At 65.4% G+C, this 12,076-nt stretch carries 9 protein-coding genes, 1 tRNA gene and 1 pseudogene; 9 read left to right on the top strand and 2 right to left on the bottom strand.

All coding sequences use genetic code 11. The annotated features are described in order from the left end of the window. The 4 genes and pseudogenes from J5T34_RS04345 to J5T34_RS04330 form a co-directional block, all read left to right on the top strand. Positions 1-320, top strand: a pseudogene (locus J5T34_RS04345) (allantoinase); the annotation flags it as partial. 78 nt (positions 321-398) lie between these two features. Further along, on the top strand, positions 399-881 hold the full coding sequence (uraD, locus tag J5T34_RS04340) for a 2-oxo-4-hydroxy-4-carboxy-5-ureidoimidazoline decarboxylase (protein WP_208578776.1): 483 nt from the start codon (positions 399-401) through the stop codon (positions 879-881). A gap of 231 nt (positions 882-1,112) precedes the next feature. Next, positions 1,113-2,177, top strand: a complete 1,065-nt coding sequence (locus J5T34_RS04335) for a porin (protein ID WP_208578775.1) — start codon at positions 1,113-1,115, stop codon at positions 2,175-2,177. Positions 2,178-2,528: 351 nt separating this feature from the next. After that, the gene (locus J5T34_RS04330; protein WP_006576013.1) at positions 2,529-2,774 is read left to right on the top strand and encodes a hypothetical protein; all 246 of its coding nucleotides are present in this window, start codon (positions 2,529-2,531) and stop codon (positions 2,772-2,774) included. Between the two features lie 163 nt (positions 2,775-2,937). On the opposite strand, the gene J5T34_RS04325 is transcribed toward J5T34_RS04330, so the two are convergent. After that, positions 2,938-5,259, bottom strand: coding sequence for an NADP-dependent malic enzyme (locus tag J5T34_RS04325; RefSeq protein ID WP_208578774.1), 2,322 nt, complete (start codon positions 5,257-5,259; stop codon positions 2,938-2,940). A 302-nt stretch (positions 5,260-5,561) separates the two neighbouring features. Continuing rightward, complete coding sequence (locus J5T34_RS04320) at positions 5,562-6,182, bottom strand: DUF4136 domain-containing protein (RefSeq protein ID WP_208578773.1); 621 nt, start codon at positions 6,180-6,182, stop codon at positions 5,562-5,564. A 383-nt stretch (positions 6,183-6,565) separates the two neighbouring features. Between J5T34_RS04320 and pepN the strand changes: the two genes are divergently transcribed. The 5 genes from pepN to J5T34_RS04295 all read left to right on the top strand — a co-directional run bounded on the left by pepN (position 6,566) and on the right by J5T34_RS04295 (position 11,817). Beyond that, the gene (gene pepN / locus J5T34_RS04315) at positions 6,566-9,271 is read left to right on the top strand and encodes an aminopeptidase N (protein WP_208578772.1); all 2,706 of its coding nucleotides are present in this window, start codon (positions 6,566-6,568) and stop codon (positions 9,269-9,271) included. A gap of 122 nt (positions 9,272-9,393) precedes the next feature. Further along, positions 9,394-10,410 (top strand): class 1 fructose-bisphosphatase, encoded by a 1,017-nt coding sequence (locus tag J5T34_RS04310; protein ID WP_208578771.1) that lies wholly within the window; start codon positions 9,394-9,396, stop codon positions 10,408-10,410. Positions 10,411-10,594: 184 nt separating this feature from the next. Then, a complete protein-coding gene (locus J5T34_RS04305; RefSeq protein ID WP_208578770.1) occupies positions 10,595-11,026 on the top strand; it encodes a hypothetical protein in 432 nt (143 codons plus the stop codon). Positions 11,027-11,130: 104 nt separating this feature from the next. Further along, positions 11,131-11,206, top strand: a tRNA-Thr gene (locus J5T34_RS04300). 176 nt (positions 11,207-11,382) lie between these two features. Continuing rightward, entirely contained in the window at positions 11,383-11,817 is a 435-nt protein-coding gene (locus J5T34_RS04295; protein WP_208578769.1) for a hypothetical protein, read from the top strand. Positions 11,818-12,076 lie beyond the last annotated feature (259 nt).

Below are 12,076 nucleotides of genomic sequence, written 5' to 3'. Positions count from 1 at the left end.
TGGTGCCCTACACGCTCGATTCGAACGACATGCGCTTTGCCACGCCGCAGGGCTTCAATACCGGCGAGCAGTTCTTCCAGTATCTGAAGGACGCGTTCGACGTGCTGTACGCCGAAGGCGATCCGCAAGGGCTGAACCAGCCGAAGATGCTGTCGATCGGCATGCATTGCCGGCTGCTCGGACGCCCCGGCCGCTTCCGCGCGCTGCAGCGCTTCCTCGACTACGTACAGTCGCACGACAAGGTCTGGATCGCGCGCCGCATCGATATCGCGCGGCACTGGATCGAGACGCATCCGTACACGGCCAAGGCGCCGCGGTAATACGGAATCCATGCGCAAAGTCCCTTCCAAACACAACCGAGTCCCGACGTGACCTACACCCTCTCCCAACTGAACGCGATGCCGTCCGCCGAATTCGTGCAGGCGCTCGGCGGTATCTACGAACACTCGCCCTGGGTCGCGGCCAGCGCCGCCGAGCAGCGCCCCTTCGCCGATCGCCAGGCGCTGGCCGCCGCGATGCGCGCGGCCGTCGACCAGGCCGGCGAAGCGGCCCAGCTCAAGCTGGTGCGCGCCCACCCGGAACTGGCGGGCAAGGCCGCGGTGCGCGGCGAACTGACCGAGGAATCGACGCGCGAGCAGAGCGGCGCCGGGCTGAATCTATGCACGCCCGCGGAGTTCGAACGGCTGCAGGCATTGAATGCGCGCTACAACGAGAAATTCGGCTTCCCGTTCATTCTCGCGGTACGCGGCTACGATCGCGCCGGCATCATCGACGAGTTCGCAAGACGCATCGAGAATTCGCCGGCCGATGAGTTGCAAACATGCATCAACCAGATCCATCGGATTGCCCAGTTCCGCCTCGACGACTTAGTATCCGGCTGAGTCGAAATTCCGCTCGCATGGATGCCATGCATGGAGCAAGACCGCGCATCGGGCAAGGCCTCGGCAATGGATCGCCGGCGCCCTGCCCGATGCCACGATGAACGGCGCCCGAAGCCAGCGCCGTCCGCCCCGGCACCCTCGCCACCGATGCCGGCGGTGCATACCAAAAAGAGAACCCGTCAGGGACCCAGTACACAACGTTCCAACAGGATCAAACCACGGAGGTCTTTCATGCAGAAGCAGTTCAAGTTGGCCGCACTGGCCGCGGCCCTTTTCAGCGGCGCGGCCATGGCGCAATCGAGCGTCACGCTCTACGGCCAGGTCGACATGTTCGTCGGCGCGGTCAAGAACCCGGGCACTGGCGAGCGCGCCTGGGTCGCCAATTCGGGTGGCATGCAAACGTCGTACTGGGGGATCAAGGGCGCCGAAGACCTGGGCAACGGGCTCAAGGCGATCTTCGACCTGAACGGTTTCTATCGTACCGATAACGGCCGCACCGGCCGCTTCGACGGCGATGCGATGTTCAGCCGCAATGCCTATGTGGGGCTGCAGAGCGACCGCGCCGGTACGCTCAAGCTGGGGCGCAACACCACGCCGTATTTCATCTCGACCATCCTGTTCAACCCGCTGGTCGACTCGTACGTGTTCTCGCCGGCGATCTTCCACACCTACTTCACGGCCACCAACGGCACCGTGTTCGATCCGGGCATCATCGGCGATTCGGGCTGGAGCAACTCGCTGGTCTATTCGACGCCGACCTTCGGCGGCCTGACCGCCAACCTGATCTATTCGTTCGGCGAACAGGCGGGCTCCACCGGCCGCAACAAGTGGGGCGGCAACCTGATGTATTTCAACGGCCCGCTGGCCGCGACGGTGGCGTTCCAGCAGGTCAAGTTCAACAACGTGCCGGGCGATGTCACCTCGCCTGCCGCACTGTCGGGCTTCGACAAGCAGAACGCGGTGCTGGCCGGCCTGTCGTACGACTTCAAGGTGGTCAAGCTGTTCGCTCAGGGTCAGTACATCAAGAGCGACGTGACCAATGCCACCGGCGACATCAAGCACACCAGCGGCCAGATCGGCGCCTCGGTGCCCATCGGCGCGGGCAGCCTGCTCGCTTCGTATGGCTACGTGAAGGCCGAGAACAATGTCGACGACTTCAAGCGCAACACGTTCGCGATCGCCTACGACTACAACCTGTCGAAGCGTACCGACGTGTATGCGGCCTACTTCTACGACAAGATCACCGGCGCAGAACACGGCGATTCGTTCGGCGTGGGCATTCGGCACAAGTTCTGATTTGTGATTGCCTTCGGGCCTGAACGGCCCGAAGGCGCCCTCTCCCCTGCCCTCTCCCGCAAGCGGGAGAGGGAGAACACAAGCGGCGCATCGCTGCGGCTCGGTTCGCTCCCCTCTCCCGCTTGCGGGAGAGGGGCCGGGGGAGAGGGCAGCAGCGCCTCCCTCGCTGCGGCGCAATGCCGCAGCATCGCCTCTCTCCCTCCCTTCCCCGCTGCATCGCAACACCTTTCCCCTGCTCCCGCGGCGGGAATGAGCGACTTCACCTCATAGACTCATTCAATTGGCACGGCCCAGGACGAATGCCTACATTGAACGTCCAGACCACGATTAGCCAAACGAGAGAGGTGACTCATGCGGCGATACGCAAAGACCCGGTCGGAGTTGATGGCTATCCTCAACCAGTGCCTCGATAACAATCCGGAATGCGGCGAGTGCGAATTGCATGCGGTACGCGTGCACCAGCCCGACCATACGGGATGCAATTGGAGCGCCGAGGTGGACTTTCCCCGTGCGGCCGAAGACAGCGTGTCGATGCAATTGCGTGCGGCGAAGTCGATCATCGTCGACATGCGCCAGCAGTACAACGTATTGCAGTAGCGCTGCTCTCAGCCCATACGCTGCTCCGCAGCACAGCACCGCAGCATGAAATAACGAGCACCAAACATCGAGCAAAAACGACGAGCGCAGAACGCGACCGAATGTCGCAATGAAAAAAGCCGGGCACGCAGCCCGGCTTTTATTTTGGATCGACAACGACCGTTCAGCGCAGCGCGCCGGACTCCGCCACCGCTACCGCCGTCATATTGACGATCCGGCGAGTGGTCGCCTGCGGATTCAGGATATGCACCGGCTTGGCCGCGCCCAGCAGGATCGGGCCCACCGTCACGCCCTGGCCGCCGGTGATCTTCAGCAGATTGAACGCGATATTGGCCGCGTCCAGCGTCGGCATCACCAGCAGATTGGCCGAGCCAGCCAGCTTGGTGCCCGGCAGGAAATGACGGCGCACGTCCTCGACCAGCGCGGCATCGCCCTGCATCTCGCCTTCGACTTCCAGCTCGGGCGCGATCTGGCTCAGCAGCTCCTGCGCGGCGCGCATCTTGCGCGCCGAGGCGCGGTTCGACGAGCCGAACATCGAGTGCGACAGCAGCGCGACCTTCGGCGTCAGGCCGAAGCGGCGGATTTCCTCGGCGGCCAGCTGCGTGATCGCGGCCAGTTCGTCGGCGGTCGGGTCCTCGTTGACGAAGGTGTCGGTGATGAACAGCGTGTACTTCTCCAGCATCAGCGCGTTCATTGCCGCCAGCACCTTGGCGCCGGGCTTCAGGCCGATCACGTCGCGCACATGCTCCAGATGCGCCTCGAAGCGGCCCACCGTGCCGCACAGCAGTGCATCGGCATCGCCCATATGCATCAGCATGGTGCCGATCAGCGTATTGGAGCGGCGCAGCGCAACCTTGGCCATGTCGGGCGTCACGCCATCGCGGCCACGCAGCGCGTGATAAGCCTCGTGATAGGCGCGATAGCGCGGATCGTCCTCGGGATTGACCAGCTCGAAATCGACGCCGGGCTTCAGGCGCAGGCCCGCCTTGTCGATGCGCATCTGGATCACGTGCGGACGGCCGATCAGGATCGGACGCGCCAGACCCTCGTCGACCACCGTCTGCACCGCGCGCAGCACGCGCTCTTCCTCGCCCTCGGCGTAGGCGACGCGCTTGGGCGCAGCCTTGGCGGCCGAGAACACCGGCTTCATGATCAGACCGGTGTGGTAGACGTACTGCGTCAGCTGCTGGCGATAGGCCTCGAGGTCCTGGATCGGACGCGTGGCCACGCCCGACTCCATCGCCGCGCGCGCAACGGCCGGCGCGATCTTCTCGATCAGGCGCTGGTCGAACGGCGTCGGGATGATGTAGTCGGGGCCGAACTTCAGTTCCTTGCCGGCGTAGGCGGCGGCCACCGCGTCATTGGTCTCGGCCTCTGCCAGCTCGGCGATGGCCTTGACGCAGGCCAGCTTCATTTCCTCGGTGATCTTGGTCGCGCCGCAATCGAGCGCGCCACGGAAGATGTACGGGAAGCAGAGGACGTTATTGACCTGGTTCGGATAGTCCGAACGGCCGGTGGCGATGATGCAGTCCGGGCGCGCGGCCTTGGCCACTTCCGGACGGATCTCCGGCTCGGGATTGGCCAGCGCCAGGATGATGGGCTTGTCGGCCATCGTCTTGACCATCTCGGCGGTCAGCACGCCGGCGGTCGAGCAGCCGAGGAACACGTCCGCGCCTTCGACGATATCGGCCAGCGTGCGGGCCGAGGTGTCCTGCGCGTAGCGGGCCTTGTTGGCCTCCATGTTGGCGTCGCGGCCAACGAAGATCACGCCCTTCGAATCGACCACGTAGATGTTCTCGCGCTTGACGCCGAGGCTCACCATCGTGTCCAGGCAGGCAATTGCCGCCGCGCCCGCGCCCGATACCGCCATCTTGACGCTGCCGATGTCCTTGCCGACCACCTTCAGGCCATTGAGCAGCGCCGCCGCCGAGATGATCGCGGTGCCGTGCTGGTCGTCGTGGAAGACCGGGATGTTCATCCGCTCGCGCAGCTTCTTCTCGATGTAGAAGCACTCCGGCGCCTTGATGTCTTCGAGGTTGACGCCGCCCAGCGTGGGCTCGAGCGCCGCGACGATCTCGACGATCTGGTCCGGGTCGCGCGCATCGAGCTCGATGTCGAACACGTCGATGCCGGCGAACTTCTTGAACAGGCAGCCCTTGCCTTCCATCACCGGCTTGCCGGCCAGCGGGCCGATATCGCCCAGGCCCAGCACCGCGGTGCCGTTCGTGACCACTGCCACCAGGTTGCCGCGCGAGGTGTACTCGGCCGCCATGGCCGGGTCCTTGGCGATCTCCTCGCAGGCATAGGCCACGCCCGGCGAATAGGCCAGCGACAGATCGCGCTGGTTCGACAGCGCCTTGGTCGCGGTCACCTGGATCTTGCCCTTGGTCGGGCTGCGGTGATATTCCAGCGCGGCGAGGCGCAGTTGCGCTTCAGGACTGTTGGGGGCGTGTTGCGGTGCGTCACCGCTGGTCTTGCTGCTCATGTCGCTCGTCCGGAAAGAGGCCCAACATGGCGCTGGTCGATGCCGACGGATGCCGGTCGAACAGCCAGGGCCGAAAAAATCGAGGAGCTATTCTAGCCCAGGCACCGTGCGGGAGTCGCGCCGATGACACCGCGGATGGCCCCAAACGCGGGGATTTTGCGGTTAAAGAGCTTTTACCGGAATAGCGCCAATGGCGGGAATGCGCTTTCGGCGATCCACCGGTAAAACAAGACGCCGGCATGCCATCCTCGGGGAATGCATGGCCGGCGTCGATGTCGCGCAGCGGGGAGCGTCGTGTTGCGCTACCTCCGGTTCTTGTCGACCTCCAGCGTCACGCGCCGCGGCCGGCCGCTTTCCATCGGAAATTCGGCGAACGCACTGCGCACCAGATACGGCATCAGCCCTGGCATCGTGCTGCCTTCGCTCAGGTTCTGCGCGGTGACCTGGTAGACCCGCTTGTTGCCGGCGGCCTCGCGGATAAAGACGCGCAGACTCGCCAGCGTGGCCGGCACGTCGCGGATCACCGTCTGCGGCGGCCAGTAGCCCGGGCCCCAGCCCCACGGCCCCCACGGGCGGTAGTAGCCGTAGGGGCCCCAGTACGGACCCCACGGGTACCAGGGATCGGGATAGTAGGTCTCGTGCACGCGCACCAGGCGCGGATCGGCATCGAAATCGAAGCTGACCAGATAGCGCGCCTGCGACCGGGGCACCTGCGTGAAGCCGTGGCCGGCCAGCGCGTCGGCGATCCAGTTCTGATACGTGGCGCGGTCCAGCTGGGCCTGCTGCTCCGCCTGCCCCGGCCCCTTCTCGGCCTCGAACGCGTAGGTGCGCGGCGGATCGTTCTGCCAGCCGGGCTGCCGGAACGCCGTCACGTCGGTGGTCACCGTGCTTGCGCAGCCCGACAGCAGCAAGGCGCCGAGCATCGCGGCTCCGGCCCATCGGGCGGACCATCGCGCCGACCAGCCGGCTGTTTCCGCCCGCCCCATGCCTTCACCCCGGCCGCTCGCGGCGACCAGCCATTGGCCCGCCCGTGCACAGGCCTTTCGCCATTGCCACATGATGTTCTTCCTTCCGTTCATGGTCCCGCCGATAGGCTCCACCGGACCGCATGCCGACGGTTGCCGACGGTTGCCGATGGTTGCCGGTGGTTGGTGCGAGGCGGTCGGCGGGCCGCCCTCTCGTTGCATCAGACCGGCGGCGTGCACCGGAATTCCCTTGGCGCCGTGCGGCCATGCCGTGCTTGGCTACAATGGATTACCCGGCGTCCGGCGCCCCCGACTCACCGCCTTCCAGGACAGGACCATCCATGCTGCGCACCGATACCCCCGTCACCGTCCACCGCAAGGACTATACCCCGCCCGCCTTCGCGATCGAACACGTCGACCTGGTGTTCGAGCTCGATCCGCAGCGCACCGTCGTGACCAGCACGCTGCGCTTTGCCCGCCGCCAGGCCGGCGCGCCGCTGGTGCTGGCGGGCGAAGCGCTGGAGCTGCTGAGCGTGCGGCTCGACGGCCAGCCGCTCGGCGACTATCGCGAGGACGACGGCAGTCTGACGCTGAACGGGCTGCCCGAGCAAGGCACGCTGGAGATCGTCAGCGCCTGCCAGCCCGAGGCCAATACCACGCTGTCGGGGCTGTACGTCTCCAACGGCAACTTCTTCACGCAGTGCGAGGCCGAGGGCTTTCGCCGCATTACCTATTTCCTCGACCGCCCCGACGTGATGGCGACCTACCGCGTCACGTTGCGCGCGGACAAGGCCGCCTACCCGGTGCTGCTGTCCAACGGCAACCTGATCGGCGAACAGCAGCTCGACGGCGGCCGCCACGAGGCCGTGTGGGAAGACCCCTTCCCCAAGCCGTCCTATCTGTTCGCCATCGTCGCCGGCAAGCTGCAATGCATCGAGCAACGGATCACCACGAGCTCGGGCAAGGAGAAGCTGCTGCAGGTCTGGGTCGAACCGCAGGACCTCGACAAGACGCAGCATGCGATGGATTCGCTGATTCATGCGATCCGCTGGGACGAGCAGCGCTTCGGGCTGGAACTCGATCTGGACCGCTTCATGATCGTCGCCGTCGGCGACTTCAACATGGGCGCGATGGAGAACAAGGGCCTGAACATCTTCAACACCAAGTACGTGCTGGCCAATGCGGCCACCGCGACCGACACCGACTTCTTCAATATCGAATCGGTGGTCGGCCACGAGTACTTCCACAACTGGACCGGCAACCGCGTGACCTGCCGCGACTGGTTCCAGCTGTCGCTGAAGGAAGGACTGACGGTGTTCCGCGACCAGGAATTCTCCGCCGACATGATGGCCCAGCAAGGCGCCGACGACGGCTCGGCGCGGGCGGTCAAGCGCATCGAGGACGTCCGCGTGCTGCGCCAGGTGCAGTTCCCCGAGGATGCCGGCCCGATGGCGCATCCGGTGCGGCCCGACAGCTACGAGGAGATCAACAACTTCTACACCGTCACGGTGTACGAGAAAGGCGCCGAAGTGGTGCGCATGTACCAGACCCTGCTGGGCCGCGAGGGCTTTCGCAAGGGCATGGACCTGTATTTCCAGCGGCACGACGGCCAGGCGGTGACCTGCGACGACTTCCTCGCCGCGATGGCCGACGCCAACGGCCGCGACCTGACCCAGTTCGGACGCTGGTACAGCCAGGCCGGCACGCCCGTGGTCGGCGTGCACACCGAATGGGACGCCGATCAGGGCCTGCTGACGCTGACGCTGACGCAGCAATGCCCAAAGGTCGGCATCGAGACCCAGCCGGGCACGCCGGAAAAGCTGCCCTTCCATATCCCCTTCGCGCTGGGGCTGATCGGCGCGGACGGCAAGGACCTGCCGCTGCAGCTCGATGGCGAAGCCGCCGCGGGCGACACCACGCGCGTGCTGAACTTCACCGAGGCGCGGCAGATCTTCCGCTTCGTCAATCTGCCCAAGGGGCCGCGCCCGCCGCTGCCCTCGCTGCTGCGCAATTTCTCGGCGCCGGTGATCGTCGATGTCGACTACAGCGACGACGAGTTGACCTTCCTGCTGGCGCACGACAGCGATCCGTTCAACCGCTGGGAAGCGGGCCAGCGGCTGGCGACGCGCGCGCTGCTCAAGCTCGTCGCTGACGTACAGGCCGGGCGCGAACTGGAGCTGGACCCCGCGCTGATCGGCGCGTTCCGCTCGGTGCTGACCGATACCTCGCTGAGCCCGGCCTTCCGCGAACAGGCGCTGATGCTGCCGGCCGAGGCCTATCTGGCCGAGCGCATGGGCGTGGCCGATCCGGCGGCGATCCATCGCGCGCGGCAGTTCATGCGCGCCGCCCTCGCCCGTACGCTGCAGAGCAACTGGCTCGGTGCCTACGAGACCAGCGCGACCACGGGTCCGTATCGTCCCGACGCGGAATCGGCAGGCAAGCGCGCGCTGCGCAATCTGGCGCTGGGCTATCTGGTCGAGGTCGGCGACGATGCGATGTATGCGCTGGCCGGCGAGCAGTATCAGCAGGCCGACAACATGACCGACCGCTTCGCCGCGCTGACGGCGATGGTCAACAGCTTCGCGCCCGGACGCGAGGCCGCGCTGGCGGACTTCTATCAGCGCTTCGAGAACGATCCGCTGGTGGTCGACAAGTGGTTCTCGCTGCAGGGCATGCAGCGTGGCGAAGTCGGCCCGCATGCGGGCAAGCGCACCATCGACACGGTGCGGGCGCTGATGCAGCATCCCGCCTTCACGCTGCGCAACCCCAATCGCGCCCGCGCGCTGATCTTCAGCTTCTGTTCGGGCAACCCGGCGCAATTCCATGCCGAGGACGGTTCGGGCTACGACTTCTGGGCCGAACAGGTGCTGGCGCTGGACGCGATCAACCCGCAGGTGGCCGCGCGCCTGGCACGCGCGCTCGACCGCTGGCAGAAATACACGCTGCCGCTGCGCGACAAGATGCGCGCCGCGCTGGAGCGGGTGGCGGCGGCCGACAAGCTGTCGCGGGACGTGCGCGAGATCGTCGGCAAGGCGCTGTCCGCGTGATGCGGTTTGCCCCGAGCAATTGGGTGCGATAGCCCGCCAGCGATCGCGGGCATGCCCCCCCCGACATCGGTGGGCCGCCCGCCACGGCCTGTAGAATGGCGGCCATTCAAGGAGGAAACCCCATGACTCGCATCAGCCTGACCCGCTATCTGGTCGAGGAACAACGCAAGCACAACACCATCGAGCCGGAATTGCGGCTGCTGATCGAGGTGGTTGCGCGCGCTTGCAAGGCCATCTCCAATGCCGTCAGCAAGGGCGCGCTCGCCGGCGTGCTCGGCTCGGCCGGCACCGGCAACGTGCAGGGCGAAACGCAGCAGAAGCTCGACGTGATCGCCAACGAGGTGCTGCTCGACGCCAACGAATGGGGCGGCCATCTGGCCGCGATGGCGTCGGAAGAAATGGACTCGTTCTACGAGATCCCGAACCGCTATCCGAAGGGCGAATACCTCCTGCTGTTCGATCCGCTCGACGGCTCGTCGAACATCGACGTCAACGTGTCGATCGGCACCATCTTCTCGGTGCTGCATATGCCCAAGCCGGGCCAGACCGTCACCGAGACGGACTTCCTGCAGCCGGGCACGCACCAGGTCGCGGCCGGCTATGCGGTGTACGGCCCGCAGACCACGCTGGTGCTGACGGTCGGCAACGGCGTCCATATGTTCACGCTGGACCGCGAGGCCGGCAGCTTCGTGCTGACGCAGTCGGACGTGAAGATCCCCGAGGACACCAAGGAGTTCGCGATCAACATGTCGAACATGCGGCATTGGGCCCCGCCCGTGCGCCGCTACATCGACGAATGCCTGGCCGGCGAGGAAGGCCCGCGCGGCAAGAACTTCAACATGCGCTGGATCGCCTCGATGGTCGCCGACGTGCACCGCATCCTGACGCGCGGCGGCATCTTCATGTACCCGTGGGACAAGCGCGAGCCGGAGAAGCCCGGCAAGCTGCGCCTGATGTACGAGGCCAACCCGATGGCGATGCTGGTCGAACAGGCCGGCGGCGCCGCGACCAACGGCCATCAGCGCATCCTGGAGGTCCAGCCGGAGAAACTGCACCAGCGCGTGTCGGTGATCCTGGGCTCGAAGAACGAGGTCGAGCGCGTGACCCGCTACCACCAGGAAGCGCAGACGGGCAGTTGAGTCGTCCGTTGGCGCGGCGGCCGGCCCTGCATGGGCTCGCCCGCCAGAGGGCCGACCGGCATTGCCGGCGGCCCTTTTTCTTTTCGCAGCGGAAATCAGAAATCAGAATCGGCTCATTTCCCCCGCCTCGCCTGGCCACTACCCTGCTGTTTTCTCCACCCGGACAGGCAGCAAGGAAACCGCGATGGCCCCCCTCTCGGATGTCGGCGCCCACTACGCCATCTCCCCACCGATCAACCCGCCCGCCACCGCCATCACACCGGCAAACCCGCCCTGCGGCGAAGCCCCGCTCGAACGCGCAGCGGTGCAGGCTCTTGCCATCAGACTGAACGAGACGCTGGACGTTGCGCTGCATTACGGCCTGAGCGACGCCATCGATCTCCACGTCTGCGATCTGCGCCAGCTGGCCAACTGGGGCGTGCCGATCAGCGCCCAGGAGCGCGAGCTGTACTTCTACCCGTGGACGATCGACGCCTCGGACCCGGTGTTTCCCGTCACGCTCGTCCGCCTGCGTGAATTCATCGCCGCGGTGGACGCGCTGCTCGCCGGCTTGTCGCGCTCCGATGCGTCCACGCCGACGAATCCCGCCTCCCCCGCCGACCGGACTTTCGGCTGACCGGTGCCTGTCCGGGCCGTGAAAAAAGTGCGTCGAGGGGCTTCACAGCTGCCTGATCCGCTGCTATTATTGCGGGCTCTATCCGGTTCCCAACCGGTAGTGTTGCCGAAGTAGCTCAGTCGGTAGAGCAGCTCATTCGTAATGAGAAGGTCGGGGGTTCGATTCCTCTCTTCGGCACCAGGTTTCATCGAAATGCCCTTGGATAATTCCAGGGGCATTTTGTTTTGGGGCTTCCCTGTCTTGCGATGAGGGACCGACGCCCCTTCCCTCCCCACGATCTCTTTCAGAATCCGCCCAACGCCATGCGCGCCGGCCGCGGATAAGCTCGAACCCTCCTCCACCCGCTCGAGCTCCCCATGAATCCGATCTCACCGCCCCAGCACGCCCACGCCGCTGGCAACGCCTCCTTGTTCGCAACCGCTCCTGCGCCGAATGCCGAAGCCATGCCCGCACAGGCCGCCGCCGGCACGCACAACGCCCTGCCAAACTGCACCGACCTGCGGGCCCTGGCAACGCGGCTGGATCAGGCCATCGCGAACGCCGGCTCGAACGATCCCGATGCCTTTGTCATCGTGCGTCTCGCCGACCTTCGCCAAATGGACAGCTGGGGCCTCACGATCCACGGCCAAACGCTCCGCAGCTATTTCGATCTCGGCTCGATCGACGATGTGGAGCAGCGCTATCCGGTGACGCTGGATGAAGCGCGATCGCTGCGTCGCGCTGTTGCGGCTCTGAACGATGGCGGTTGCCGCTTTGCGGGCCGCGGTGCGCATTGGCGTCGGATGGTCTGAGCGAATGGCGAACATGCCGCCCTTGGCAGCTTGAATTCGATCGAAGCCGCCCGCTTTATCCCAACACCCCCACCCCCTCCACCCCACCTTTTCTGTCTCTTATAAACATCTCCGAGCCCACGAGAAAAAAAAAACTGATCAGACCGGCGATGTGGTACTGTGAGTACTCATATCCACAATGCGACTATCACTCTGCTAACTTATAAGACAGATTACTTAGCATTATTTAGGCAAGCAAACGACCGGCAGGCTTAGAACG

This window comes from Cupriavidus gilardii (assembly GCF_017598945.1).
Classification (GTDB): domain Bacteria; phylum Pseudomonadota; class Gammaproteobacteria; order Burkholderiales; family Burkholderiaceae; genus Cupriavidus; species Cupriavidus gilardii_E.
The sequence above is the reverse complement of the archived record's forward strand: the minus strand, read 5'-3'. Positions and strand labels throughout refer to the sequence as shown.

Coding starts and splice junctions, on each gene's coding strand:
- uraD (WP_208578776.1), top strand. CDS start 399: ATGCCGTCCGCCGAATTCGTGCAGGCGCTCGGCGGTATCTACGAACAC.
- J5T34_RS04335 (WP_208578775.1), top strand. CDS start 1,113: ATGCAGAAGCAGTTCAAGTTGGCCGCACTGGCCGCGGCCCTTTTCAGC.
- J5T34_RS04330 (WP_006576013.1), top strand. CDS start 2,529: ATGCGGCGATACGCAAAGACCCGGTCGGAGTTGATGGCTATCCTCAAC.
- J5T34_RS04325 (WP_208578774.1), bottom strand. CDS start 5,259: ATGAGCAGCAAGACCAGCGGTGACGCACCGCAACACGCCCCCAACAGT.
- J5T34_RS04320 (WP_208578773.1), bottom strand. CDS start 6,182: ATGCTCGGCGCCTTGCTGCTGTCGGGCTGCGCAAGCACGGTGACCACC.
- pepN (WP_208578772.1), top strand. CDS start 6,566: ATGCTGCGCACCGATACCCCCGTCACCGTCCACCGCAAGGACTATACC.
- J5T34_RS04310 (WP_208578771.1), top strand. CDS start 9,394: ATGACTCGCATCAGCCTGACCCGCTATCTGGTCGAGGAACAACGCAAG.
- J5T34_RS04305 (WP_208578770.1), top strand. CDS start 10,595: ATGGCCCCCCTCTCGGATGTCGGCGCCCACTACGCCATCTCCCCACCG.
- J5T34_RS04295 (WP_208578769.1), top strand. CDS start 11,383: ATGAATCCGATCTCACCGCCCCAGCACGCCCACGCCGCTGGCAACGCC.